The organism is Gaetbulibacter sp. NE (genome assembly GCF_025548475.1).
In the GTDB taxonomy this organism is placed as follows: Bacteria; Bacteroidota; Bacteroidia; order Flavobacteriales; family Flavobacteriaceae; genus Gaetbulibacter_B; species Gaetbulibacter_B jejuensis.
Genome location: NZ_JAOQHY010000002.1, coordinates 52,536 through 77,772 on the forward strand (window position 1 = coordinate 52,536; position 25,237 = coordinate 77,772).

Annotated in this window: 24 protein-coding genes; 13 read left to right on the top strand and 11 right to left on the bottom strand. The window is 31.9% G+C overall.

Annotated elements, in window-relative coordinates:
- Position 1 precedes the first annotated feature (1 nt).
- The 4 genes from OD803_RS04885 to OD803_RS04900 all read right to left on the bottom strand — a co-directional run bounded on the left by OD803_RS04885 (position 2) and on the right by OD803_RS04900 (position 3,257).
- Positions 2 to 850 carry a DUF5777 family beta-barrel protein gene (locus tag OD803_RS04885; RefSeq protein ID WP_262732563.1) on the bottom strand — a complete coding sequence of 283 codons (849 nt, stop codon included), beginning with the start codon at positions 848 to 850 and terminating at the stop codon, positions 2 to 4.
- Between the two features lie 4 nt (positions 851 to 854).
- Positions 855 to 1,610, bottom strand: a complete 756-nt coding sequence (locus OD803_RS04890; protein ID WP_134201117.1) for a T9SS type A sorting domain-containing protein — start codon at positions 1,608 to 1,610, stop codon at positions 855 to 857.
- 16 nt (positions 1,611 to 1,626) lie between these two features.
- Entirely contained in the window at positions 1,627 to 2,001 is a 375-nt protein-coding gene (locus tag OD803_RS04895; protein ID WP_262732564.1) for an OB-fold putative lipoprotein, read from the bottom strand.
- Between the two features lie 179 nt (positions 2,002 to 2,180).
- Positions 2,181 to 3,257, bottom strand: coding sequence for a hypothetical protein (locus OD803_RS04900; protein WP_262732565.1), 1,077 nt, complete (start codon positions 3,255 to 3,257; stop codon positions 2,181 to 2,183).
- Between the two features lie 97 nt (positions 3,258 to 3,354).
- On the opposite strand from OD803_RS04900, the gene OD803_RS04905 reads away from it, so the two are divergent.
- Genes OD803_RS04905 through OD803_RS04915 form a run of 3 tightly spaced genes read left to right on the top strand, consistent with a single transcriptional unit; the run spans position 3,355 to position 7,339 of the window.
- The gene (locus tag OD803_RS04905) at positions 3,355 to 3,879 is read left to right on the top strand and encodes an RNA polymerase sigma factor (RefSeq protein WP_262732566.1); all 525 of its coding nucleotides are present in this window, start codon (positions 3,355 to 3,357) and stop codon (positions 3,877 to 3,879) included.
- Between the two features lie 45 nt (positions 3,880 to 3,924).
- Entirely contained in the window at positions 3,925 to 4,842 is a 918-nt protein-coding gene (locus OD803_RS04910) for a FecR family protein (RefSeq protein ID WP_262732567.1), read from the top strand.
- On the top strand, positions 4,826 to 7,339 hold the full coding sequence (locus OD803_RS04915; RefSeq protein WP_262732568.1) for a TonB-dependent receptor: 2,514 nt from the start codon (positions 4,826 to 4,828) through the stop codon (positions 7,337 to 7,339). Before OD803_RS04910 ends, OD803_RS04915 begins: the two co-directional genes overlap by 17 nt.
- Here OD803_RS04915 and OD803_RS04920 read toward each other — a convergent pair whose 3' ends face one another.
- A complete protein-coding gene (locus OD803_RS04920; RefSeq protein ID WP_129761565.1) occupies positions 7,340 to 7,492 on the bottom strand; it encodes an SsrA-binding protein in 153 nt (50 codons plus the stop codon).
- Positions 7,493 to 8,042: 550 nt separating this feature from the next.
- Here OD803_RS04920 and OD803_RS04925 point away from each other — a divergent pair.
- On the top strand, positions 8,043 to 9,998 hold the full coding sequence (locus tag OD803_RS04925) for an endonuclease (protein ID WP_262732569.1): 1,956 nt from the start codon (positions 8,043 to 8,045) through the stop codon (positions 9,996 to 9,998).
- Between the two features lie 49 nt (positions 9,999 to 10,047).
- On the opposite strand, the gene OD803_RS04930 is transcribed toward OD803_RS04925, so the two are convergent.
- A complete protein-coding gene (locus tag OD803_RS04930) occupies positions 10,048 to 11,904 on the bottom strand; it encodes a M56 family metallopeptidase (RefSeq protein WP_262732570.1) in 1,857 nt (618 codons plus the stop codon).
- Positions 11,905 to 11,906: 2 nt separating this feature from the next.
- The gene (locus tag OD803_RS04935) at positions 11,907 to 12,266 is read right to left on the bottom strand and encodes a BlaI/MecI/CopY family transcriptional regulator (protein WP_129761568.1); all 360 of its coding nucleotides are present in this window, start codon (positions 12,264 to 12,266) and stop codon (positions 11,907 to 11,909) included.
- Between the two features lie 140 nt (positions 12,267 to 12,406).
- On the opposite strand from OD803_RS04935, the gene OD803_RS04940 reads away from it, so the two are divergent.
- Positions 12,407 to 13,357: a calcium/sodium antiporter gene (locus tag OD803_RS04940; protein WP_262732571.1), complete on the top strand. Its 951-nt coding sequence runs from the start codon at positions 12,407 to 12,409 to the stop codon at positions 13,355 to 13,357.
- 71 nt (positions 13,358 to 13,428) lie between these two features.
- On the opposite strand, the gene OD803_RS04945 is transcribed toward OD803_RS04940, so the two are convergent.
- Complete coding sequence (locus OD803_RS04945; RefSeq protein WP_129761570.1) at positions 13,429 to 14,445, bottom strand: glutamine synthetase beta-grasp domain-containing protein; 1,017 nt, start codon at positions 14,443 to 14,445, stop codon at positions 13,429 to 13,431.
- Positions 14,446 to 14,695: 250 nt separating this feature from the next.
- Here OD803_RS04945 and OD803_RS04950 point away from each other — a divergent pair, with 250 nt between their 5' ends.
- The 5 genes from OD803_RS04950 (at position 14,696) to OD803_RS04970 (ending at position 20,332) form a co-directional block, all read left to right on the top strand.
- The gene (locus OD803_RS04950; RefSeq protein WP_134201101.1) at positions 14,696 to 16,882 is read left to right on the top strand and encodes a glutamine synthetase III family protein; all 2,187 of its coding nucleotides are present in this window, start codon (positions 14,696 to 14,698) and stop codon (positions 16,880 to 16,882) included.
- A gap of 180 nt (positions 16,883 to 17,062) precedes the next feature.
- The gene (locus OD803_RS04955; RefSeq protein WP_165353718.1) at positions 17,063 to 17,206 is read left to right on the top strand and encodes a hypothetical protein; all 144 of its coding nucleotides are present in this window, start codon (positions 17,063 to 17,065) and stop codon (positions 17,204 to 17,206) included.
- A 226-nt stretch (positions 17,207 to 17,432) separates the two neighbouring features.
- A complete protein-coding gene (locus OD803_RS04960; protein ID WP_262732572.1) occupies positions 17,433 to 18,128 on the top strand; it encodes an outer membrane protein in 696 nt (231 codons plus the stop codon).
- Between the two features lie 36 nt (positions 18,129 to 18,164).
- Positions 18,165 to 19,343 (top strand): AIR synthase related protein, encoded by a 1,179-nt coding sequence (locus tag OD803_RS04965; RefSeq protein WP_262732573.1) that lies wholly within the window; start codon positions 18,165 to 18,167, stop codon positions 19,341 to 19,343.
- 32 nt (positions 19,344 to 19,375) lie between these two features.
- Complete coding sequence (locus tag OD803_RS04970) at positions 19,376 to 20,332, top strand: DUF3078 domain-containing protein (RefSeq protein ID WP_129761573.1); 957 nt, start codon at positions 19,376 to 19,378, stop codon at positions 20,330 to 20,332.
- Here the strand turns inward: OD803_RS04970 and OD803_RS04975 are convergent.
- Together OD803_RS04975 and OD803_RS04980 are read right to left on the bottom strand one after the other, a co-directional pair.
- Positions 20,329 to 20,991: an ATP-binding cassette domain-containing protein gene (locus OD803_RS04975; RefSeq protein WP_262732574.1), complete on the bottom strand. Its 663-nt coding sequence runs from the start codon at positions 20,989 to 20,991 to the stop codon at positions 20,329 to 20,331. The genes OD803_RS04970 and OD803_RS04975 overlap by 4 nt on opposite strands.
- Positions 20,988 to 21,275, bottom strand: a complete 288-nt coding sequence (locus tag OD803_RS04980; RefSeq protein WP_262732575.1) for a hypothetical protein — start codon at positions 21,273 to 21,275, stop codon at positions 20,988 to 20,990. Before OD803_RS04980 ends, OD803_RS04975 begins: the two co-directional genes overlap by 4 nt.
- Before the next feature lie 990 nt (positions 21,276 to 22,265).
- On the opposite strand from OD803_RS04980, the gene prfA reads away from it, so the two are divergent.
- The 3 genes from prfA to OD803_RS04995 all read left to right on the top strand — a co-directional run bounded on the left by prfA (position 22,266) and on the right by OD803_RS04995 (position 25,026).
- The gene (gene prfA / locus OD803_RS04985; RefSeq protein WP_262732576.1) at positions 22,266 to 23,342 is read left to right on the top strand and encodes a peptide chain release factor 1; all 1,077 of its coding nucleotides are present in this window, start codon (positions 22,266 to 22,268) and stop codon (positions 23,340 to 23,342) included.
- A 71-nt stretch (positions 23,343 to 23,413) separates the two neighbouring features.
- The gene (gene pyrF / locus OD803_RS04990; RefSeq protein WP_262732577.1) at positions 23,414 to 24,226 is read left to right on the top strand and encodes an orotidine-5'-phosphate decarboxylase; all 813 of its coding nucleotides are present in this window, start codon (positions 23,414 to 23,416) and stop codon (positions 24,224 to 24,226) included.
- A gap of 8 nt (positions 24,227 to 24,234) precedes the next feature.
- Complete coding sequence (locus tag OD803_RS04995) at positions 24,235 to 25,026, top strand: ABC transporter substrate-binding protein (RefSeq protein ID WP_262732578.1); 792 nt, start codon at positions 24,235 to 24,237, stop codon at positions 25,024 to 25,026.
- Here the strand turns inward: OD803_RS04995 and OD803_RS05000 are convergent.
- Complete coding sequence (locus OD803_RS05000) at positions 25,019 to 25,219, bottom strand: Lacal_2735 family protein (protein ID WP_262732579.1); 201 nt, start codon at positions 25,217 to 25,219, stop codon at positions 25,019 to 25,021. The two genes, OD803_RS04995 and OD803_RS05000, sit on opposite strands and share 8 nt — an antisense overlap.
- Between the last annotated feature and the right edge of the window lie 18 nt (positions 25,220 to 25,237).

Genomic DNA, 25,237 nt, shown 5'->3' on the forward strand with positions numbered 1-25,237 from the left:
CTTAAAAAACTCTACTTAAATTAAATCCGAAATAAATATTACCATCACTCCAATCGCCGGTACTTTGTCCTAAAAACCCATTGGTGTTCATTGGTTGTGCATTGGTAAAATGCATTTGAAATACATGTCCTCCTGTTTCTAAATCGACACCTATTGAAAGCGGATTTTTAAAAGGAGAATTTGAAGCTCTGTTGAGGTGCCAACCATAATCTACATTTAAAGACCACCTGCTTGCAAGTTTATAACGACCACCAAAACCTAAAGCAAATTGTGAATTGTCTTGCTCATCAAATTGTACAAAATTGTCATGGAAAAAAGTAGGAGCAATCTCTAATGAAAGATTATGGTTTATTTTCCTTGAAGCTAATAATTGTACTGTATAGCCTAAACGGTGTTTGAACTCTAACTTAGGTAAATTGTCTTTTTCTAAAGCGGTATTTACAAGAATAGAATTATAACCAACGATAGTAAAAGGAAATCCATTGTCGTGTTGTGATACTAAGCGATATTTAATTGCGCTTTCATAAATTTTTTGGTAAGAACTACGAGAAACACTAATGTTAAATGCATCTGAAATACCATAAATAAAATTTAATCTAGTGACAGCATCATCAAGACCAAAAAAGGTGTCAAAACCGTTTTCGATACTTCCAAACCTGTGAGCAACCACAAAGGTGAATTCGTTTTTAGCAACCAGTTTTGTGGACTCAAAATTTACAATTTTGAGCCCTTTAAAAACCGCTATAGTTTTTTGATTTTCTAAAGAGTCTGTATCGATTTCGTCTAGCAAACTATCTTGAGAAAATGCAAGGAATGGGAATAATACTATTAAAAGAGTTCTATAGAGCACTTTTTCAATTTTTAATGAAACGTTTACTCTCTTTATTGCTTTCAGAAGTAACTGTAATAATATACATACCACTATTTAATGAAGAGACATCAAATGTTGCTAGGTTTGTATTGCTTATGTTTTTTGAATTTACTTGCTTACCTAAAAGGTTGTAAATTGCGACTTCTCCTGAAAAAGCACTTTGAGAAAAATTAAGGTTTAAAACAGTGTTTGTTGGATTTGGTGTTAGACTAAAGCTTGAAATGTTTTCAAAATCTTCTAGTCCTAATAAAGTATCCCAAAAAGGAGCTCCATTTTGCCCACCATTTCCAGTATATTCAAATGGAGGCGCAACATTAACAAAAGTTCCTGCTGTCCAAATTCCTTTATTTACCGCAACGACTTCTCGTTGATGTCCAGCAGAACCCCATTGCATATAGTCTTGCATAGCAACGGATGATGCAAAACTAGCAGAATTGTATAAACCTAACTCTGCATCATTAGGATTACTGATTACTGTGGTTATTACGGTTACATCAGCACCAGCTGCTAAGTTTAATGAGCCTTGAGTAACTGTTAAAGAGCTTAATTGGTTGTAACTTGGGAAATTACATAATTGGTAATTACTAATGTCTACTGTAGTTCCTCCATAATTATGCATAGTAACTTCTCCTGTTGATGGATTAACAACTGTTAACCTCACTTGAGCATTTGTATTAAAACAAAATGCGGTAAAGAACATTAGGGCAATAATTGTTTTGAGTGTGTAATTGTTTTTCATTTGAATTTATTTTTGGTTAATTAATAATTATACATTGGTCTAATTTGATTTCGTTTAGTAAATCGTCATAGCCTATAACACGTCCTTTTATTTTTATGTTTTTATCTCGTTCGATGTTGTCTAGAGGTGTATTGAATTGACAAAAAATACTGTTGTTTAATGTGATGCTGTTCTTGTCAGAATCAGTTACAGTTCCATCCACTTCAATGGTTTTGTTTAGGTATTTACTTTCAGATGCTTTGGGGTTTATAGAAAATTCGGCTGAAAAATTTGAAGCTTTAAATACAAATTCAGCTTCTTCATTTCCAATATCTCTATGGTCTTGATAGATGTAATTATATGCTATAAGAGCAATAATGATGAGTATTACTATGGCGATCCATTTTTTCATGTTGTCTCATTAGCTTAAAACCTAGACTTTACTTTTTTATAAACTGCTCCAACATTGTTGAAGCAGTTTAAACATCAATCTAAGAACTTAGTTGTGCTTTTAGGAAAAACAAATAATAGTGGAACTTTTCTTTTTCAATTAATCTTTTCCTTTGGCTAACACAATCACTAAGTGTATTTTTAATTACAAGTACTCTCGTATCTCAATCTATCTTCACCGCCAACTCTAAGATCTACTTTGGTTTCCCCAGAATATTGTTGAATTTCATGTAAAACCCAATCGTTATTACAATATGGTAAACCTGTAATGTTTATTGTTACTGTTATATCGTTTCCACTACCGTTAGTTGACCATGTTCCGTTGTATGTAGTTCCTAAATAATAAGCATAAACAGTGCCTTCTTCATAAAACTGAAATGTATAACCATCATATAAATCGTCATAATCATTATCATTTCGTTCTAGTTTATCAACAATCCAACTATTGCAACTTGTAAGTATATTCACTAATTCAACAGGAGAACAATTGTCGCAATCGTCATCATTGTAATCATTGTCATCATCTTCATCGCAACTTTCAGCATAAGCGTTTATAGTTGTTTCAAGTTCAGTAAAATTGCTAATCGTAATCTCGGTGTTGTCCTGTAAAACAACAGTGATAGGAAACCCAATAGTAATTAAATCATCTTCATCTATTTCATCAATAAAATCAAACAACATGAAGTCATTTGTGAAAGTAACAGTGTTTATAATTTCATTGTTTGTATTAAAAAAAGAAGCTGTAATAGGGTATTGAAAATCTAAACATTCAATGTCATCGTCATATTGGTTTTCACCATTACAGTCATTTGCAAAGTTTTGTAGTTCACTTATGTTGTTTATTGCAGTTTGACTGAAGTCAGAAAAAATGATTGTAATAGGAAAAATTATTTCAAGAGAGTCAATATCATCGTCGCTATCATCAAAAATGATTTCTATAGCTTCATAATCATCAGTAGTGTTAATTACAAGTTCTTGCCCATTGGCAATAACCGTTACAGGAAGTTCAACATTAAAACAATTGGCGTTATCAATAATATTATCATTAGAGCCATCATTCATAGCAGTGCGTTGCATTAAATTGGCAACGACTGATCCGGCTACTAGAGTTTCTTCTTCTGGAGCTTGCTCAAATACTACTTCTTCTTTTCGGCATGATGTAGCTAAAATAGCTAAAGCTAGTAGTGGTAGAAAAAAGGTTTTTAATTGTAATTTCATTTTATAAGCAATGTTTATTATTAAACAACTCAGTTTTAAAAACTCCTGAACACTTTAAAAAATATTTATATACATTTAGGCAATTAAAGTGCTCAAATTGTCAAAAGATTTAAAAGAAAATATCTGCGAAGAAACTGTTTTTGAACGTGTTTATAATAAGTATTCAAAAGACTTAAACGACTTTTTATATTATAAATATGGAGCTCAGTACAACCCTAGTGATAAAGCGCAAGATGCTTTTATGAAATTATGGGATAATTGTAAAAAAGTAACATTAAGTAAAGCAAAATCTTTTTTATTCACTGTTGCCAATAACATGATGTTGAATGAAATAAAGCATCAAAAAGTGGTGATGAAATTTGAAAAAGAAGCACCTAAGAAATATACAAACGAAACTCCCGAATTTTTACTTGAGAAGGAACAGTATTTTGAGCGTTACCAAACTGTACTGGAGAGTTTAACCGAAGAGCAACGAGTCGCTTTTTTGCTAAGTAAAGTTGAAGGTAAAAAACATGCTGAAATAGCTGAAATGTTAGGTGTTACCAAAAAAGTTGTTGAGTATAGAATTTATTCAGCATTTGACAAATTGAAAGAGGGATTGGACGATTTTAAAATTAAATAATCAGGATTAATTAGGGTTAAGTTGTTATATATAAAATGATGGTTAATGGATAAAGATTACCTATTACAGAAATGGTTAAGAAATGAACTGACAGATGAAGAGCGTGAAGCTTTTTCAAAAATAGAAGATGCTGATTTTTATAACGAGATAATAACTTCAGCAAAAGCTTTTAAAGCATCAAATTTTTCAAAAGTAGATTCTTTTGAAGTGTTTAAAGCCAAAGCCTTAGAAACTCAAAATAAAAAACCTGTTTACAAGCTTAATACTAAAAAATACTTAATGCGAATAGCTAGTTTATTAGTCATTGCTTTCGGTATTTATTTTTTGTTTGTTTTTAATCCAAATACTCAAATAGAAACATTAGCTAGTGAAAAGACTACCATTGAATTGCCTGATGCTTCTTTGGTTAGTTTAAATGCGTATTCGACTATCTCATTCAATAAAAAAGATTGGAAGGAGAACAGGTTGGTTGAATTGGATGGTGAAGCTTATTTTAAAGTTTCAAAAGGAGGTCAGTTTGATGTAAAAACCCAAGAAGGACTAGTAACAGTTGTTGGAACAGAGTTTAATGTTAAACAACGTAGTAACTACTTTGAAGTGGTTTGTTTTGAAGGTAAAGTTAAGGTTGTTTCAGATACCATATCAAGACTTTTACAAGCAGGAGATAGTTATAGAATCCTTAATAATATGTTTACTGAAACGACTACTGCTTCAATAAAACCAAAATGGACAGAAAATATTAGTGAGTTTGTTTCAGTGCCTTTTAAAGAAGTTTTGGCAGAGTTAGAGAGACAGTATAATATTGAGGTTACGTTTAAAGATGTAAATGTTAATCGTATATTTACAGGAGGCTTTATGCATAATGATTTAGAAAGTGCATTATTATCCATTACTCAACCTATGGATATGACCTTTGAACTGAGCTCTGATAACCTTGTTGTAATTCATGCAAAGAAGAATTAAAAAAGGGTTTTTACTATTTTGGTTTCTATTTTTTACTGTTCTTACCATAAATGCTCAAGATAGTAAAGAACAACAATCTCTTGCTCAAATAATTCAAAATTTACAACAGAGCTATAAGGTGCAATTCAATTATGCTCAAGATTTAGTGGACAATATTTTTATTGCTCCTCCACCTCAAAATATATCTTTACAAGAAGCATTACAATACCTTGAGAATAATACACAATTAGTCTTTTCAATTACTAATAATCAGTTTGTTTTAGTAACGGCAAAACAATCTATTATCATTTGTGGATATTTAAAAAACAAAGAAGGGCAACCTTTAGGTAATGCAACAATACAGAGCGAATCTGTTTTAACTGTTAGTGATAATAATGGTTTTTTTGAGTTGGAGCTACCTTTAAAAGCAAAAACTATAACTGTTAGGTATTTGGGTTATAAAACACTACAAAAGCCAATTAAAGAGCTTCTTTCTAGGACTTGTGAAACTGTTGAGTTAATTCCAAATTTTGAATCACTTTCAGAAGTAATTATTTCAAACTTTATTACTCATGGTATTAAAAAACTTAATAACGGAACATATCAAATAAACTTTAACGAGTTTGATATTTTACCAGGTGTTATAGATACTGATGTTTTGCAGTCAGTACAAGCGTTTCCTGGTATTCAGAGTATTAATGAAACAGTATCAAATATAAGTATTAGAGGTGGAGCACATGACCAAAATTTGTTGCTTTGGGATAATATAAAAATGTACCAATCTGGTCACTTTTTCGGGCTTATTTCTATGTATAACCCTCAAATTACACAAAGCGTTAGTTTGGTTAAAAATGGAACTGATGTAGCTTTAACAGATGGAGTTTCGGGTACAATTGATATGAAAACCGAAAAAGAACTGAATACAAAGTTTAAAGGAAGCTTAGGAGCTAATCTTACTGATGTTAATGGATTTGCCGATGTGCCAATAGGAAAAAAATCGTCTTTTCAATTTGCTGCTAGAAAATCAATTAGTGATTTTGTGAAAACACCAACTTACAATGAGTTTTTTGATCGTATTTCTCAAAATACTGAGGTGGAAACAAATATGGGAGATATTATTAATTCTGATAAAGAGTTTGACTTTTATGACGCGTCGCTTCGATGGATTTATAAAATAAGTGAAAAAGATGAACTAAGGCTCAATTTTATAACAGTATCAAACAGGTTGCTATTTAATGAAAATGCTATGGTGAATGGTGTTGAAGACTCAAGAGAAAGTAGCTTAACCCAAAATAGTATTGCTGGTGCAATACGATATGATAGAGAGTGGAATACTAAGCTTAAAACCGCTCTTGAGATTTATGAAACAGATTACAAATTAAAAGCCGTAAATGTAAATATACTAGATTCGCAAAGATATTTACAAGAGAACGTGGTGTCTGAAACGAGCTTAAAGTTAATCTCAAATTACAAGCTAAACCCAAAAATGCAGTTATTAAGCGGATACCATTTTGTAGAAACTGAAGTAACTAATCTAGATGATGTTGATAATCCGCTATACAAACTATTGGTCTCAGAGGTTGTTAGAACTCACGGTGTGTTTTCGCAATTTGGTTATACTTCAACTAATAGAAATACGAATATAAATGCAGGAGTAAGGTTTAATTATATTGACAAGTTTAAAAAAACAATTTGGGAGCCAAGGCTTAGTTTTAGTCAGCGTTTTCTTGAGGATTTTACGTTTGAAATTCTTGGAGAGTTTAAACACCAAAACACGTCTCAGGTAATAAACGTTCAGAACGATTTTTTTGGAATTGAAAAACGTAGATGGCAACTTTCTAACGATGACAATATTCCTGTAATTACCAGTAAACAAATTTCTACAGGAGTAAGTTTTTCAAAAAAAGGATGGTTATTAAGTTTAGAAGGATATTATAAGAATGTAGACGGAATAACTTCACGTAGTCAAGGGTTTCAAAATCAATATGAACTTTCTAGAACTTCAGGAAGCTATGAGGTAAAAGGTCTTGATGTTTTACTTAGAAAAGGATTTGATAAAGTAAGTGCTTGGTTGAGTTACTCCTTTATGGATAATAATTATGAATTCAAATCTTTACAAGAAACAGTTTTTCCTAGTAATTATAATATTAGGCACGCAATTGCTTTTGGCACAACGTATTCTTCAAATAGATTTAAGGTTTCAGCAGGCTTAAATTGGCATTCAGGTAAACCAACAACAAATCCTATGGTATTAAATCCAATAAGTGATGGTGAAATTAATTATGAAGCATCAAACAACAGTAACCTACAAGACTATTTAAGAGTAGATGTTTCTGCTATATATAATTTGAAGATTTCTGAAAAAGTAAATTCCCATTTAGGACTTTCAGTATGGAATGTTCTCAACAAAGAAAACCAAATCAATAAGTTTTACAGTTTGGAAAATAATTCGGTAACACAATCTATTCAACACTCGTTGGGTATAACTCCCAATGCAGTTTTTAGAGTGTATTTTTAATTAACCCAAAGCATTTTTTGTAACATAAGCTCTCCAAGCAATAATTGCTAATTGGAGTTTACTGGCTTTGGTAATGTCGAGTTTTCGCTTAGTGAAGCTTGGTAGTAAAGCTTTGTTAACTGTTGCCAAGGTTTTGAAGACTTGCTTTTTCATTTAGCAAAAATAGTAAAACTTATTCTAGAACTAAGTTTTATATTTTTGTTAGGGTTGTACTTAACTGAAAATAATATCAATTAAAATTTTAGCAATTGTCATCATAATTTCTTGGTTTTTGGTTGTTAAAAATTCTTTGTTTTTTCGATTGAGTTTTCAATATATATTTTTAGAAATCTATCCTCCAAGTCTTTTAATGAAAATCGATGAAATTAACTTCTAATTGATAAGTAAAAAAATCATATATGTTTCGATTTATATGTGACTTGTCTTAAATAAAGTTTTATATTGTAATTTTTAAATAGTTTTTTGTTTTAAATTGTAATAATTGTAGGGCTTTTTTGAAGGTGAAAAATAAAACCAAGGGGATTTTGGTTATAAAAAGGCTGTTTTTTTAGCTTTTCATCTTTTTGAGTTAGTTAAAATATAAATACGAACCAATAAAGATAGATGTAGTTTTTAGCTCATTTTATGTTAAAATTAATGATTTGGTAAACCCCAAAATGTATTCTAGTTAAATTGATGCGTACATTTGCAAAAACTCCCTAATATGAAAAAAAAATTACTAGCAGTCATTTTACTTTTTTTTGCATGTACAACATTATTTAGTCAAGTTGTGATTAATGAGTTGGACTGTGATACACCAGGAATAGATGACCAAGAGTTTGTTGAGTTAAAGTCTGATACACCAAACTTTTCTTTAGACGGTTATGTTTTGGTGTTTTTTAATGGTTCTTCTTCTGGAGGAGATTCTAGTTATATGACTATTGATTTAGATGGTGCAGTTACTGATGTTAATGGTTTATTGTTAATAGGTAGTAGTACTGTAACTCCTTTTCCTCAGTTCTTAATTTCACCTAATGTTATTCAAAATGGAGCTGATGCAGTTGCGATTTATTTAGGAGACGATACCGATTTTCCTGAAGGTACTCTAGCAACTCAGACTAATTTAATTGATGCGTTGGCTTATGATACTAATGATAGTGACGATACTAATTTAATGGCGCTTTTAGGTTTAACTGAACAGATTAGCGAAGGTGCTTCAAACAATACAAATTCTATTCAAAGAAATGATGATGGCTCTTATACAGCAACAACACCAACTCCAAGAGCATTAAATGAAGGTGGAGGAGTCGTGTTTAATGCGATTAGTATTTCAACTGCGCTAACACAGTATGGTGAAGGAGACACGTTTGATATCACTTTTACAGCACAAGAAAACGTTACTGCAGATTTTCAGTTTGACTTTACTTTAAACAATGGAACTTTTGATACTTCAGATTTTACAGGAACCACAACTGTTACTATTCCAAATGGACAAAACTCTGTAACCACTTCAATAACTATTATTGACGATGCTATTGATGAAGGTGATGAAGAACTCTTAATTCGATTTTCAGGTCTAGAGCCTCCTTATATTCCATTTAATAATTTTATAAAAATTAGAGTTATTGATAATGATTTTACTGTTGCTCCTTTTGGGACTCCAATAAACCCAACATATGGTGTTGTAGAAAGTACACAGCCTAGTGGATATTACAATAGTTTAGATGAGTTGTCTGATACAGCTTTAAGACAAGCGTTACAAGATATTATTGCTGAAGAAGGTGTGGTTAGAGCTCAAACCTATACTGATGTTATTGATATTTTAAAAGAAGCAGACCAAAACCCTGAAAACAGTAACCAGGTTTGGTTGGTGTATTTAGAACAAGGAAGGGCAAAATTAGATTTTCAAACCACTTCTAATAATGTAGGAACTTGGAATAGAGAGCATACTTTTCCAAGGTCTAGAGGAGGGTTTGATAGTATTGAAGAAGATGAAGTTGGTGACGGAATTGATATATTTTGGAATACCACTGCAGACTCTCTTCGTCATGGAAACTCAGATGCTCATGCACTACGAGCGGTTGATGGACCAGAAAATAGTAGTAGAGGAAACCAATTTTATGGAGAGTACAATGGACCTTCAGGAACTTTAGGTGGCTTTAAAGGAGATGTTGCAAGAAGCGTATTTTACATGGCTGTTAGATATAATGGTTTAGAAATTGTAAATGGTTTTCCAGAAGGATTGACAGGACAATTTGGAGACTTAGCAACGCTTTTGGATTGGCACAGAAATGATCCGCCTGACGATTTTGAAATGAACAGAAACAATGTGGTGTATCAATGGCAATTTAATAGAAACCCATTTATAGACCAACCTGATTTAGTGGAATACATTTGGGGAAATATGGTAGGGCAAGTTTGGAATCAAGAACTTGGAATAGATGATGTCGATATCACTCAAATAAAGGTGTATCCTAACCCAACAAGCAGAGGTGTTCATATTTCAGGAATTAATAATCCTGCAAGTGTTGAGGTATTTGCTGTTGATGGTCGTAAGGTTTATACTGAAAATATTTCAGGAGGGAATTCATATTTGAATATTAACGTTTCTCCTGGTATGTATTTGCTTAACATAGTCTCAGAGGAACTAACAATTGTCAAGAAAATTATAGTGGAATAACAAAAAAGCCCAAACTTAAGTTTGGGCTTTTTTGTTTGTATAAGGGTGTCTAGTTTTTCTTTGTAATGATAATGACAACACCATCTTTGGCTTTATCTCCATATTTTTCTACTGCTTTTTCGCCTTTAAGAACTTCAACCTCTTTTATTGTTTTTGGATCAATGTCTTTCAATTCTTTTCTTGAAACTTCCTTTCCGTCTAAAATAAATAAAGGATTGCCATTGCTATAAGCAAAAGAATTGTTACCGTTTTCAGAAGCTATAATTTCAACATCTTTACCATCTTCATCAGTTAATACAATAGTTTTTACATCTTTTGTTACCCAAACATTGTCCTTATCTTTTTTAACAACAAAAACATTCTCTTCGTTATCTGTGTCTTCGTTTAATTCTATAATTTGAACATTGTCATCATCGGTTTTAATTTCAATAACAGTATTGCTTTTTCCGTTGGTGGTTGTTTTAACGTTTTGTTTTACAATAACTTTTTTGTCAGCATGTACGTTATCATCATCTTTTGAAATGAAAACTACATTGTTACCATTGTTTTGGCTGAATTTTACTTTACCATCATCAGATACAAAATGGATGTTTTTTAAGCTGTTTTCTACATGGCCAATTGCAACACTTTTACCGTCTTCGTCAAGTGCAATTTTAATATCTGCTATTGGTTCGTCTCCTTTTACATGATAGTTAGCATTTGAATTTTTGTATTCAATATCAATTTTAATGGCAGTTATTTCATTGCTTTTGTTGCGTTTTATGCCTTTGAATTTTACCGAAGCACCATTGCTTTCCAGCTTAGATTTTAAATTGTCAAAATCAGCGTCAGTGAAATCTTTAGTAATTAAAAACATTTCAGTATATGCTAAGATAGATGTTGTGCTTTTAGCGGTTTTTGATTTTACAGCAGCTACTTTCTTGGTTGATGTCTCTTTAGCAGTTGCAGTTATTGCTTTTGTTTGTTTTTGTGTTGTAGCAATTTTAGGTTGTTCAATAGCGTCTAAACCTTCAACTGTAGCGTAATCAATTATTGGTGTTTCAATAGGAATTACTTTTTCGATATAAACAGTTTTAGTGTTGAAGCTCATTAAAAATAAAGCTAAAGCAGGAAGTATTAATATATATTTCCAAGCTCTTAATTTGTTCGATTTTGATTTGTGTAACATGACTATTCGTTTTTTGATTAATGAAGTATAAAAATTGTTGGCTAATGCCAATTGATTGCTGTTTGTGCTTGCTTTTACTAATAGCATTTGATAACTTTTTTCACATGATGAAACATGCTGAGCTTCTTGGTCTGCAATAAACTCTAGGTTTTGCTGTAGCGCTTTTTTGTACAACCACATAAAGGGGTTGAACCAAAAGAGTATAGTAGCAAGATGGGTAATTATTATGTCAATTGAATGAAACTGTTTTGAATGCACTTTTTCATGATTGATAATATGTTTAAGCTCTTCAGGGTTAAAATGAGAAGGGTTGTAAACGATATAGTTGAAAAATGAAAAAGGAGCGATGCTTTTACTTGTTTTTATGTAATAATGATTTTCAATTTTTTCAAGGCTGTTCTTTTTTAATAAAGAGAATAAAGAGAATAATTCTATTCCAAACTTTAGTAACAATACTACAACTCCAATGCTGTAAGCTAATGGGAGTAGTTGCATGTAGTTAAAAGTTTGTTCGGTTTGTTGCGTTTCAATAATTTTTCCAACAGCAATAAAATTTTGAGTTACAGGAGTGTATTCAACATAAACAGGAATAACAATAAATGGAATAGTGATTGCTGTAAATAACCCTGTAATTAAAAACCAACGGTTAGATGTAAAGAAGGTTTCGCGTTGTAAGAATAGCTTATAACACAAATAAAAAAGTACAATTATGGCTGATGATTTTAAAAGATATTCCATAACTAGCTCTTGTTTTCAATTAAAGCAATAATCTCTTTAAGCTCATCAACGCTTATCTTTTCTTCTTTAGCAAAAAACGATACAACATTCTTGTATGAGTTGTTGAAATAGTTTTCAATAGCTGTGTTCATAAAACGTTTCTTGTAGGCTTCCTTAGAAATAATAGGGTAGTATTGATGCGTTTTACCATAAGCATTATAACTTACATAACCTTTCTCTTCAAGGTTTCTAATTATGGTTGATAGTGTGTTGTAATGAGGTTTGTCGTCTTTTATTTCAGCAAGTACATCTTTAACGAAAGCTTTTTCAAGTTTCCAGAGTACATGCATAATCTCTTCTTCCTTATTGGTTAACTTTTGCATAGTGGATTTTAATTTGATTGAATACTCAAACTTATAACTATTTTTCTAGTTACACAACTACAAATATAGTTTTTTAACGAAATTTTTAGTTTTTAGCACAGATTGAAACTAAATAGTATCTTCGCCAAAAAATAGTTTTTATGAGTGTAATTTGGGTTATTTTAGGGTTATTGCTTTTAGTGGTAGGAGGTGAGTTTTTAGTACGCTCATCGGTTGCACTTTCATTTAAATTAAAATTATCCAAGCTTGTAATAGGTATGACAGTTGTGTCTTTTGCAACTTCAGCTCCAGAGCTATTAGTGAGTTTACAAGCTGCTTTAGATGGTTCTTCAGATATTTCTTTAGGAAATGTTATTGGTTCAAATATTGCCAATATTGGTTTGGTTTTGGGTATAACCGCAATTATTTCTCCGTTATTAGTAGATAAAGACTTTTACAGATTGAATTGGCCAATGATGATGCTAATGTCTGTGTTGCTTTATGTTTTTCTGAAAAATGATGATTACTTAAGCTTGATGGAAGGTGTGCTTTTTATTGTTATGCTTACAGTATTTCTTATTGTGCTTATTAAAGATTCTAGAAGAAAAACTAAAGTTAATTTAGATGAGGTCGACGATTCGCTTAAAGAAACATCCAATTTTAAAATTATACTTTGGTTATTAATAGGAGCTGCTGCGTTGTATTTTGGTAGTGAGTGGTTGGTAAAAGGCGCAAAAGATTTAGCTTCAGCGGTTGGAGTAAGCGAGTATGCTATTTCGGTTACTGTTATTGCAATTGGTACAAGTGTTCCTGAGCTAGCAGCATCAGTTATCGCAGCACTTAAAAAGGAAAAAGCAATTTCTTTAGGAAACCTAATAGGTTCAAATATTTTCAACATTGCATCGGTTTTAGGGTTTACAGCTATTATAAAGCCAATAGCAGTAAATCCAAATACTCCAGAAATTTTATCGACCAATATCTTTTGGATGATAGGTTTTGCGGCTGTATTAATTCCGTTAGTGTTTTTACCTAAACGTTACGAACTAGGACGTTTAAAAGGTTTTTTGTTGTTTGGTGCGTATTTGATATTTATCTATTACGCAGTGGTATAAAAAAACAAAAGCTTACAAATTAATGTAAGCTTTTGTGATTGTTTTTATGAACAAAACAAGATAATGTCTAATTAAACATTTGCCGACTTAACTGTTTTTACAATTCTACCAGCAATTTTGTAAGGGTCTCCATTAGAAGCAGGACGTCTGTCTTCTAACCAACCTTTCCAGCCTTTTTCAACGGTAATAATAGGTATTCTAATTGAAGCTCCTCTATCTGAAACTCCATAACTAAAATCAGTTATAGCTGCAGTTTCGTGCTTTCCTGTTAAACGTTGGTCGTTAAATTCACCATAAACTTCAATGTGTTCTTTAACAACTGGTCTGAAAGCTTCACATATTTTTTCATAAGTTTCCTTGCTACCACAAGTTCTTAAAGTGGTGTTAGAGAAATTAGCGTGCATACCAGATCCATTCCAATCCATATCTTTTCCTAATGGTTTTGGGTGGTATTCTATATAGTAACCATATTTTTCAGTTAATCTATCTAAAAGATAACGTGCAACCCATAATTCATCACCAGCTAATTTAGCACCTTTGGCAAATAACTGGAATTCCCATTGACCACAAGCAACTTCTTGGTTGATACCTTCAAAGTTTAAACCAGCAGCAATACATAAATCAGCGTGCTCTTCAACAAGCTGTCTACCATGAGTGTTTTTTCCACCAACTGAACAATAATACAATCCTTGAGGCGCAGGATAACCTCCTACAGGGAAACCTAAAGGTAATTGTGTTTTAGTGTCCATAATGAAATATTCTTGCTCAAATCCAAACCAAAAGTCATTATCATCGTCATCAATTGTAGCTCTTCCGTTAGATTCGTGAGGAGTACCATCTGCATTTAAAACTTCAGTCATTACTAAGTATCCATTTTTTCTTTCAGGATCAGGAAAAATTGCAACAGGCTTTAATAAGCAGTCAGAAGATCCACCTTCTGCTTGTCGTGTTGAACTTCCGTCAAAAGACCAAATAGGACAGTCTTCTAGTTTACCGCTAAAGTCTTCTTCAATCTTTGTTTTACTTCTCATGTTTTGAGTAGGATAGTAACCATCCAGCCATATGTACTCAAGTTTAGATTTTGCCATTGTGTAAATAGTTTTTGTAATTAAGCTACAAATATAATTTTTTTGTTTTTAAGTGTCATTTTTGAGGGGTTAATTTATTAACAAGCGATATTTTTTTATTTACACCCTTAAATTTAAAGGGTGATTTTAATAAATAATCATTTTAAAGCGTCTTAATTGTTAAATTGTTAATAATCTAATGTTAATTCGCTTTTTTAAAATTCATCATAACTATAAGTTTGTACTTTATTAACAAACAAAAACATACGTTATGTCCACATTACGATTTCATGCGATAAAAGAATCATTAACAAGAAAACCTTTAGAGATTAAAGAAACAGAAAGACGTTCTGAAATCTTTGGAGCTAATGTTTTTAATGAGGTTTCAATGCGACAATACCTTACTAAAGAAGCATACATGAGCGTTATGGATGCTATAAATAAAGGGACAAAAATAGATAGAGTTGTTGCTGACCATATTTCAACAGGAATGAAAGAGTGGGCAATTTCTAAAGGAGCAACGCATTATACACATTGGTTTCAGCCTTTAACAGGAACTACAGCTGAGAAACACGATGCCTTTTTTGAGCCATTAGGAGGAGGTCAAGCTATTGAAAAATTTGGAGGAGGTCAACTTGTACAGCAAGAACCAGATGCATCTAGTTTCCCAAATGGAGGAATAAGAAATACTTTTGAAGCAAGAGGTTACACCGCTTGGGATCCAACTTCGCCAGCATTTATTTATGGTACTACATTATGTATTCCAACAGTTTTTGTAGCATATACAGGTGAAGCTTTAGATTATAAAACACCATTGCTTAGAGCGCTTCAAGCAGTTGATAATGCAGCTGTAGATGTGTGTAAGTATTTTGATAAAAATGTGAAAAAAGTAAATGCGTCTTTAGGTTGGGAGCAGGAATACTTTTTAATAGATAGTGGTTTGGCAGCTTCTAGACCAGATATTGTTTTAACAGGAAGAACTTTATTAGGTCACTCTTCGGCCAAAGGACAGCAGTTAGACGATCATTATTTTGGTACAATACCTAATAGAGCTATGGCGTATATGCGCGATTTAGAACACGAGTGTATGTTGTTGGGAATTCCTGTAAAAACTAGACATAATGAGGTGGCACCAAATCAGTTTGAGTTGGCACCAATATATGATGAAGCTAACCTTGCAGTAGACCATAATTCGTTATTAATGGATGTAATGGGTAAGATTGCCGAACGTCATAATTTTAAGGTGTTGCTGCACGAGAAACCTTTTGCAGGAGTTAATGGATCAGGTAAACATAACAACTGGAGTTTAGGAACCGATACAGGAGTTAACTTATTAAGTCCAGGAAAAACACCAATGAGTAATCTTCAGTTTTTAACCTTTTTTATCAATACTATAAAAGCAGTTAATGATAATGAGGAGTTGTTAAGAGCAGCAATAGCTTCGGCAAGTAACGATCATAGGTTAGGAGCAAACGAAGCTCCACCAGCAATTATTTCGGTATTTATTGGTGAACAATTAACTAAGGTACTTAGTGAACTAGAAAATGTAACCGATGGAAAATTGTCTCCAGAAGAAAAAACGGACCTTAAACTAAACGTGGTTGGGAAAATTCCTGAGATTTTATTGGACAATACTGATAGAAATAGAACTTCATCTTTTGCTTTTACAGGTAATAAGTTTGAGTTTAGAGCTGTGGGTTCTAAAGCGAATTGTGCAAATCCAATGACCACGCTCAATGCTATTATGGCAAAACAGTTAATAGAGTTTAAAAAAGAAGTAGACGCACTTATAGATAAGAAAAACCTTAAAAAAGACGAGGCTGTATTTAATATTCTTAGAGAGTATATTAAAAAATCAAAAAACATATTATTTGAAGGTAATGGTTACAGTGATGAATGGGAAAAGGAAGCTAAGAAAAGAGGTTTAAGTAATAATAAAACCACTCCTGAAGCATTAAAAGCTAAAGTAACCAAAAAGGCAATCGACCTTTTTGAGGAGTTGGGTATTATGAATAAAGTAGAGTCTGAAGCACGATATGAAATTGAAATGGAAGAATACATTATGCGTATTCAAATTGAAGGTCGTGTATTAGGAGATATAGCTCGAAATCATGTGGTTCCTACTGCTGTACGTTATCAAAATATCTTGATTGATAATGTAAAAGGGTTAAAAGAAATTTATGGAACAAACTATAAAAAGTTAGCTCAAGAACAGTTGAATTTAATCGAAGAAATTTCTGGGCACATTGCATCAATAAATTCTAATGTTACAAAAATGACAGAAGAACGTAAAACCTCAAATAAAATTGAAGATATAGAAAAGAAAGCACATGCTTACTGTAATAAAGTTAAACCAATATTTGATGATATAAGATACCATTGTGATAAGTTAGAATTACTTGTTGACGATGAGCTTTGGCCACTTACAAAATACAGAGAGCTACTTTTTACTAAGTAGTAAATACTGTGTTTGTGGCTCTTTTCTGTAAAAATTGATAAGTAGGTATACGTACATGAAAATGAGTAGGATAGCATTTCAACGCTAAATTTTACTAATAATCGATTATTTGGTTAAACATAGTCAGGTCAGCTACTTAATTTAGTAAGTTTGTGACGCTATTAATCAATTATTTGTAAAATGAAGAAGTTACTATTAAGTGTGGCTGCTTTGATGTTTGCTACATTATTATTTTCTCAAGATGATTCTAATGTAGAGAATGACGAATTAACACATGACACAAGTGTTGTTAAGACAGAAATGAAAGTAACGAAAGAGTCATAATATTCTTTCGTAAATACTTAACTGTTTTATTAAATGGGTTTCACACTCATTTAGTAGGAAAAAGACAGGTGATTTTAAAATCATCTGTCTTTTTTTGTTTCAGAAATACCTAATAAGTTGATTCTTTGAATTTTATTTTGTTATATTGTGCTCCTTATTGCCTCAAAATTAGAACTTTAAATCTCTTTTGTTATTAATTAAAGAACGTTTAATTAATACTAAATTGATGATAGCAAAATTCAAATGTATTAAGACGCTTGTCTTAATATTCCTAACTTTCTGCACGACTATATCTTTTGGTCAGGAAAACGAAAACCTTGATAACAGTAAAGCTTTTAAAAAGCTAAAATTTTATGACTATAGAAGTGATAATGTTATTGATGTTGCAGGAGGAACTTCAGTAATGAATGGAGATTATTTTACCTATCCGTTATTTGAAATGTTTTTTCATGTTGGTTATAAACGTTATATCTTTCCTCATTTAAATGTCAATTTCGGGTACAACAAGTTCAATCTTGCATATAAAGATATTTTTAATGAAGGGTTTATGTCTTTCGATTTGAACTTAGAGTACACAATACTACCTTATGAAAAATTCACACCTTATGTGTTTGCAGGAGCAGGTTATAATGCAGCTAATTATTTTGAGCGTACAGATATGAAGGCACAAGCAGGACTTGGCGTAGAATATATAGTTATTGAAGGTTTGGGGCTAAAACTTTACGCTGACTATAATCATGTTTTTACTGATGAACTTGATGGTTTTGAGTTTGGTGATGCTGATGATGTATACTGGAGAATTGGGTTCGGAATTAACTTTTATTTAGGTGGAACTAAGAAAAGAGAAAAGATTTTAGCCAAATTACCAACAGTTATTAACACCAATTCTATAATTGAGAAACAAAATTGGGGTAAAAAATAAATTACAATCCTTATTTTTGTGGCTCAAAACAAATCCATGAGTCAAAATATAAGTAAAAGATATGCGCAAAGAGGCGTTTCAGCTTCTAAAGAAGACGTGCATAACGCTATCAAGAATATTGATAAAGGCTTGTTTCCTAAAGCATTCTGTAAAATTGTACCAGACTATTTAACAAACGATGAGGACCATTGCTTGATTATGCATGCAGATGGAGCTGGTACAAAATCGTCTTTAGCTTATATGTATTGGAAAGAAACAGGAGATGTTTCAGTATGGAAAGGTATCGCACAAGATGCACTTATCATGAATATTGATGACTTGCTATGTGTTGGAGCTACTGATAATATCATGCTGTCTTCAACTATAGGGAGAAATAAAAACTTAATTCCTGGAGAAGTTATTTCGGCAATTATTAATGGAACTGAAGAGCTGATCTCTGAATTAAAAAATTTTGGAGTAACCATTCATTCTACAGGTGGAGAAACTGCCGATGTTGGTGATTTGGTAAGAACTATTATTGTAGATTCTACTGTTACTGCTCGAATGAAACGTGAAGACGTCATTGATAATGCTAATATTAAAGCAGGTGATGTTATTGTTGGTTTGGAGTCTTTTGGTCAAGCAACTTATGAAAAAGAGTACAATGGCGGAATGGGAAGTAATGGATTAACATCGGCTAGACATGATGTTTTTAATAGTTATTTAGCTGAAAAATATCCTGAAAGTTTTGATGCCTCTGTGCCTAAAGATTTAGTGTATTCTGGTAATGTGAAGTTGACTGATGAAGTTGAAAATTCGCCAATTGATGCAGGTAAATTAGTGCTGTCACCAACACGTACTTACGCTCCAATTATTAAGAATATTTTGTCAAAATACAATAGTGATTCCATTCACGGAATGGTACATTGCTCTGGTGGAGCACAAACTAAAATCCTTCATTTTGTGGACAGCCTTCACATAATTAAGGATAATATGTTTGGAATTCCTCCGTTGTTTAAGTTAATTCAAGAGCAATCAAATACAGACTGGAAAGAAATGTACCAAGTGTTTAATTGTGGGCATAGAATGGAGTTATATGTGTCTCCTGAAGTTGCACAAGACATTATTACAATTTCAAAATCATTTAACGTAAACGCTCAAATTATTGGAAGAGTTGAAGCGTCTTCAACTAAAAAACTAACTATTGAGAGTGAATACGGAACCTTTAATTACTAAATTTTTCACATCCGCTTAAACCCTATGATATAATGAAAAACCTTTTTTACCTTATCTTTTTATTAGTATTTCAATTTTCATACTCACAACCAGATTCATTGTTTTTCAAGAAGAAAATTAAAGAGATTGCTCCCAAATGGGAATTGGTAAATAGGGCAGGTTTAGATTTAAGTGAAGTGGCATTTGTAAACTGGAGTGCTGGTGGTAGTAACTCAATATCTGCACTTGTAGGTGTAACTTCTAATTTAACTTATAGACATAAAAATTTTGTTTGGAAGAGTATTGGTTCTGTACGTTACGGAATTAATAAGCAAGAGAGTCAAAAAGTAAGAAAAACAGAAGATGTTATTGAGTTAGCGTCAAATTTAGGCTATAGAAAAGATACCCTAAATAACTGGTTTTATTCTGCAAGGTTTAACTTTAAAACACAAATTACCAATGGATATAACTATCCTGACAGAAATAATCCTATTTCTCAGTTTATGGCACCTGGTTATTTGTTTTTTGGTGTTGGTGCAGAGTATGGCAAGAACATGGAGAAACTTAACCTGTATTTATCGCCATTAACCTTTAAATCAACATTTGTTCTGGATGAAGATTTAGCTAATGCTGGTTCTTTTGGTGTTACACCTGCTGAATTTGATGACGAAGGTAATGTGCTTATTCCTGGTCAACGAGTACGAACCGAAATGGGAGTTTTAATAACTAATGCCTACGAAACGACGTTGCTGGAAAATATATCAATAGTGAATTTAGTGAGTTTCTACACAGACTATCTCAATAGCTTTGGAAACGTAGATGTCGATTGGGAAGTTGTCTTCGATTTTAAAGTAAACAATTATGTGAGAGCAACTTTAGGGTCTCATCTAAAATATGATAATGATGTAAAAATCATTGAGCCAACCGAAGTAGAAGACGAGTTTGTTGAAAAAGGAGCTAGAGTACAATGGAAACAACTTTTAGGCGTTGGCGTTGTTGTAGACTTTTAATTTAGATTTCCTGTATTAACATAGTTATAGGTCTCAAGTTCTTTGAGATCGTTAATAGGTTTGCTGCATCTGTTTTTTATTAGATACAAGTTATCACTTGTGTTAATTACATTTTTAAACATGTGATCTGTTATGATAATTATCTTTTCGTGCTTTTCTTCAGAAATTAAGCCTATAATTTTTTGAATATGTAAAGGCGATAAGTGCGAAAACGGTTCGTCCAATAAAGCAATTTTGTTTTTTCCTTTCAGTATTAGGTAAGTTTCAATTACACGACGTTCTCCACCTGAAAGTCTATTGAGCCTTTTGTCTTTGTAAGACGAAAACGATTCAAATTCTGCTACGAAATCATTCCAGTCTATCTTTAAAAGTTTGAAAACAGTTTTTAATTTAGCATGATCTGGAGTAAAATTAAATTGAGGTAAAAAGCTTGCGAGTTTTGTTTTATATAAAGCAGATGTAATTGGCTTTCCGTCAATTCGTATAAGCTTATATTTTGATTGTAACGAGCCAAAAATAATGTTTAACAAGCAACTTTTTCCAGAACCATTACTACCAAGTACACCTGTGACTTTTCCAGTTTCGGCTTTTAAGTAAATACCGTTTAAAATGCATTTATCTTTAAAATAAAGCTCAACGTTATCTACCTCTAACGTCATATAAACTCTTTAATGAGTATAATATAAACAATCATTATAGATATGTCTATTATAAAAAGGGACGAGAAAAGTTTAAAAGATGAAATACCTAAGTTTTTGTAGAAAATAAGCTTTCGTCTAGCATTAGTTTCGGTTACTAAATACCACAAAAACACAGTAAGAAAGAGTTTGGTAATTACAGCAGGAACAATGTGTGGATTAAATATAGTAATGCCAATATTAACAAGAAAAGACCAAATAAAATAAGGTCTGTAAAAAGAAAGTATAGCTCCAAATTGCTGCATAATACTAAGAAAACGTATTTTTAATAAAAATATTTTGAAGCAGTAGTCGTAGCTAATAGTGCATATTAAAATTTAAGGATTCATAAATCATTGTAAATTCAATTCAAAGAAATTTTTTTATTAAAAAACACTTGGATAAAAGAGTAAGTGTTGTATGTTTAAAGTTTCTTTTAAGTAAGAAAGGTTACAGTAATTTTTTCATACTATTTTTATAATGCTTAAAACAAATTTGGGAGTATTTATAGCTACCATCATCTTAATTTTATTCAATTTTTTATCTATATATAAATTCGGATTAAAATATTTTGATGAAACTAATTGTGTTGTTGTGTTTCTTTTATTTGTAGTGTTTTTGTATAACAAATGCTACTTAAATTTTAAACTATGTCTGGCATTCATATTGGCATTATTAGCCAATATTTCACTCATATATTATGAAAACATTGTGTTTTCTTTTTTGGTTAACATATTTAAATTTCTCTTTTATGTTGTGTTAATGTGGCATGTAATTCCGCTTCAGAGAAATGTCAAAATAACCCGTTTAGATTGGTTGTCTTATATATTTGTGTCTTTTTTAGGATTCGGTATAATTAAATTACTTATTGATTCTATTCAACAAAATCTAGAAGCAGGTCTAAGCCTATTGTTTTATATTCATGGTTTATGTTTAATGATTGTTCTGATTATAGCTTTTAGGTATAATAGTACTGATTTTAAAGGTGCTAAGTATTTTGCGTTTCTTTTAGCTTTGTTCCTTTTTTCAGACATATTTTCATCCTTTGGGTACTACCTTGGTTATGATAATTTGTCTTACTTTGAGCGTTTTTTCTATACTATGGGACTTTGTTTTACTATAATATATTCAAAAAAATATATAGCAAAAAGCTTGAGTGAAAAGGATAGAGTTATCTAGCAATGTATATCGAGCAGATTTAAACATTTTAAATTCATAAATTATCGTATTTTTGCGGCACAATTTTAAGAAGATAAATGTTAGATAAATTACAAATAGTAAAACAGCGTTTTGATGAGGTTAGTGACCTAATCATTCAACCTGATATTATTTCAGACCAAAAACGCTATGTTGCTCTCAATAAAGAATACAAAGATCTTAAAGTGCTTGTTGATAAGCGTGATGAGTACCAAGAGCTTGTAAATAATATAACTGAAGCTGAAGAAATCATTGCTGATGGAAGTGACCAAGAAATGGTTGAAATGGCTAAAATGCAGTATGATGAAGCTAAAGCAAGAATACCTGTTTTAGAAGACGAAATTAAATTCTTACTAATACCAAAAGATCCTGAAGATGCTAAAAATGCTGTGGTTGAATTACGTGCAGGAACTGGTGGAGATGAGGCTAGTATTTTTGCGGGAGATTTATTTAGAATGTATACTAAATACTGCGAAGGTAAAGGGTGGAATGTAAGTACTGTTGATTTTAGCGAAGGAACAAATGGTGGGTTTAAGGAAATCCAGTTTGAAGTGTCTGGTGAAGATGTTTACGGAACTTTAAAATTTGAAGCAGGTGTACATCGTGTACAACGTGTACCGCAAACCGAAACACAAGGTAGAGTACACACAAGCGCTGCAACGGTTATGGTATTCCCAGAAGCCGAAGAGTTTGATGTGGAGATAGACCCAAAAGATGTACGTATTGATTATTTCTGTTCGTCAGGACCAGGAGGACAATCGGTAAACACTACCTATTCAGCTGTACGTTTAACGCATATCCCAACAGGTTTGGTGGCGCAGTGTCAAGACCAAAAGTCACAGCACAAAAACAAGGAAAAAGCCTTTAAAGTATTACGTTCGCGTTTGTATGACTTAGAGCTTGCGAAAAAGCAAGAAGAAGATGCAGCAAAACGTGGTAGTATGGTAACATCTGGAGATCGAAGCGCAAAGATTAGAACCTACAATTATCCACAAGGACGTGTTACAGATCATAGAATAGGGCTTACGTTATACGATTTACAAAATATCGTAAATGGAGACATTCAAAAAATAATAGACGAATTAATGTTAGCTGAAAACACTGAGAAGTTAAAAGCTAGCGAAGAACATATTTAATAATAAGCCTCAATTTTGAGGCTTTTTTAATAACCAATTGTTAAGCTGTATTAATACAGAACTAAAAGAATATGACAACAGAACAATTAGTTGAACAAATCAAAAAAAAGAAATCCTTTTTGTGTATAGGTTTAGATGTTGACCTTAATAAAGTACCACAACATTTATTAGATGAAGAGGATCCTATATTTGCGTTTAATAAAGCAATTATCGATGCTACACATCACCTCTGTGTAGCTTATAAGCCTAATACTGCTTTTTATGAAGCCTATGGTATAAAAGGATGGCAGTCTTTAGAGAAGACAATTAATTATATAAATGATAATCACCCAGAGATCTTTACTATTGCAGATGCTAAGAGAGGCGATATAGGTAATACAAGTAGTATGTATGCCAAAGCTTTCTTTGAAGATTTAAAGTTTGATAGTGTAACTGTTGCACCTTATATGGGAAAAGACTCTGTAGAGCCATTTTTAGCTTTTACTAATAAACATACTATATTGTTAGCATTGACCTCTAATCAAGGCGCTTTCGATTTTCAAACAAAAACAATTGAGGGCAAAGAACTTTATAAAGAGGTTTTGGAGGTTTCTAAAACTTGGGAAAATTCTAAAAACTTAATGTACGTTGTAGGTGCTACTAAGGCAGAATATTTAGCAGAGATTAGGCAGATTATTCCTGATAGCTTTTTGTTAGTACCAGGAGTTGGTGCACAAGGAGGTAATTTACAAGATGTTTGTAAATACGGAATGACAAAAGACATTGGCTTACTTATTAATTCTTCACGAGGTATAATATATGCTTCTAATAAAGAAGATTTTGCTGAAGCTGCTGCCCAAAAAGCCCAAGAATTGCAAGCGCAAATGGCTTTTGAGCTACCATAATCATTATCATGATTGTTAAAGATCAGCTTAATAGAGAAATATATTTAGAGAAAACCCCTAGACGTATAGTGTCTTTAGTGCCAAGTCAAACTGAGCTTTTGGTAGATTTAGGTCTTAAAGAGGTTATTGTAGGAATAACTAAGTTCTGTATTCATCCTAAGAATTTAAGAAAAGAAAAAGAAGTTGTAGGAGGAACAAAGCAGGTAAATATAGATAAGATTAAGAAGTTAAATCCAGGCATTATTCTTTGCAATAAGGAAGAAAATACTCTTGGAATGGTTGAGCAATTAAAAGAGATTGCTCCAGTTCATATTAGCGATATAAATACTATCGAAGATTGTTGTCAACTTATTGAAATGTATGGCAATTTGTTTAATGTTCAAGAGAAATCATCCTATGTGATCTCTAAAATTTTAGAAGAGCGCTCTAAGTTTAAAGCAACATTAAAATATAGTAAAAAAGATAAAGTTGCTTACTTTATTTGGAAAGAACCATGGATGGTAGCTGCTTCAAATACATTTATAGATTTTATGATTAATGAAGCTGGATATACAAATGTTTTTAAAAATCAAGAGCGTTATCCTGAAATTGACTTAAGCGATAGTGATTTGCAAAAAGCAGATACACTATTTTTATCTAGTGAACCTTACCCATTTAAAGAAGAGCATGTGCAAATCTTAAAGGAGGAATTTCCGAAGAAAAATATTGAAATTATAGATGGAGAAATGTTTTCCTGGTATGGCTCAAGACTAATAAGATCTTACGAATATTTTACTTTGCTAGTTGATAGTGCTAGTTGATAGTGCTAGTTGATAAATCTCGTTCTAAATATTTTAACCGATTAATTTTATTTAATAGTTTTATGGCTTTGTATTCCGAAACGTCACTTAAAGCATGGTCGGTTTGCCTAAGATTATAAGCTTGCTCTATAAGCTGTTTATAACGCAAATGAAGCTTGTTTTGGCGATTTTTTATTTCGGTTAGTTTTAGCACTTTTAAAGAGTTAAGTAC

What these genes read in the sequence shown, in the direction of transcription:
- OD803_RS04915 (WP_262732568.1), top strand. Translation starts at nt 4,826, where the DNA reads ATGCAAAGAAGAATTAAAAAAGGGTTTTTACTATTTTGGTTTCTATTT.
- OD803_RS04955 (WP_165353718.1), top strand. Translation starts at nt 17,063, where the DNA reads ATGAAGAAGTTACTATTAAGTGTGGCTGCTTTGATGTTTGCTACATTA.
- OD803_RS04895 (WP_262732564.1), bottom strand. Translation starts at nt 2,001, where the DNA reads ATGAAAAAATGGATCGCCATAGTAATACTCATCATTATTGCTCTTATA.
- OD803_RS04920 (WP_129761565.1), bottom strand. Translation starts at nt 7,492, where the DNA reads ATGAAAAAGCAAGTCTTCAAAACCTTGGCAACAGTTAACAAAGCTTTA.
- prfA (WP_262732576.1), top strand. Translation starts at nt 22,266, where the DNA reads ATGTTAGATAAATTACAAATAGTAAAACAGCGTTTTGATGAGGTTAGT.
- OD803_RS04910 (WP_262732567.1), top strand. Translation starts at nt 3,925, where the DNA reads ATGGATAAAGATTACCTATTACAGAAATGGTTAAGAAATGAACTGACA.
- pyrF (WP_262732577.1), top strand. Translation starts at nt 23,414, where the DNA reads ATGACAACAGAACAATTAGTTGAACAAATCAAAAAAAAGAAATCCTTT.
- OD803_RS04965 (WP_262732573.1), top strand. Translation starts at nt 18,165, where the DNA reads ATGAGTCAAAATATAAGTAAAAGATATGCGCAAAGAGGCGTTTCAGCT.
- OD803_RS04940 (WP_262732571.1), top strand. Translation starts at nt 12,407, where the DNA reads ATGAGTGTAATTTGGGTTATTTTAGGGTTATTGCTTTTAGTGGTAGGA.
- OD803_RS04995 (WP_262732578.1), top strand. Translation starts at nt 24,235, where the DNA reads ATGATTGTTAAAGATCAGCTTAATAGAGAAATATATTTAGAGAAAACC.
- OD803_RS04950 (WP_134201101.1), top strand. Translation starts at nt 14,696, where the DNA reads ATGTCCACATTACGATTTCATGCGATAAAAGAATCATTAACAAGAAAA.
- OD803_RS04980 (WP_262732575.1), bottom strand. Translation starts at nt 21,275, where the DNA reads ATGCAGCAATTTGGAGCTATACTTTCTTTTTACAGACCTTATTTTATT.
- OD803_RS04930 (WP_262732570.1), bottom strand. Translation starts at nt 11,904, where the DNA reads ATGGAATATCTTTTAAAATCATCAGCCATAATTGTACTTTTTTATTTG.
- OD803_RS04890 (WP_134201117.1), bottom strand. Translation starts at nt 1,610, where the DNA reads ATGAAAAACAATTACACACTCAAAACAATTATTGCCCTAATGTTCTTT.
- OD803_RS04935 (WP_129761568.1), bottom strand. Translation starts at nt 12,266, where the DNA reads ATGCAAAAGTTAACCAATAAGGAAGAAGAGATTATGCATGTACTCTGG.
- OD803_RS04975 (WP_262732574.1), bottom strand. Translation starts at nt 20,991, where the DNA reads ATGACGTTAGAGGTAGATAACGTTGAGCTTTATTTTAAAGATAAATGC.
- OD803_RS04960 (WP_262732572.1), top strand. Translation starts at nt 17,433, where the DNA reads ATGATAGCAAAATTCAAATGTATTAAGACGCTTGTCTTAATATTCCTA.
- OD803_RS04900 (WP_262732565.1), bottom strand. Translation starts at nt 3,257, where the DNA reads ATGAAATTACAATTAAAAACCTTTTTTCTACCACTACTAGCTTTAGCT.
- OD803_RS04945 (WP_129761570.1), bottom strand. Translation starts at nt 14,445, where the DNA reads ATGGCAAAATCTAAACTTGAGTACATATGGCTGGATGGTTACTATCCT.
- OD803_RS04925 (WP_262732569.1), top strand. Translation starts at nt 8,043, where the DNA reads ATGAAAAAAAAATTACTAGCAGTCATTTTACTTTTTTTTGCATGTACA.
- OD803_RS04970 (WP_129761573.1), top strand. Translation starts at nt 19,376, where the DNA reads ATGAAAAACCTTTTTTACCTTATCTTTTTATTAGTATTTCAATTTTCA.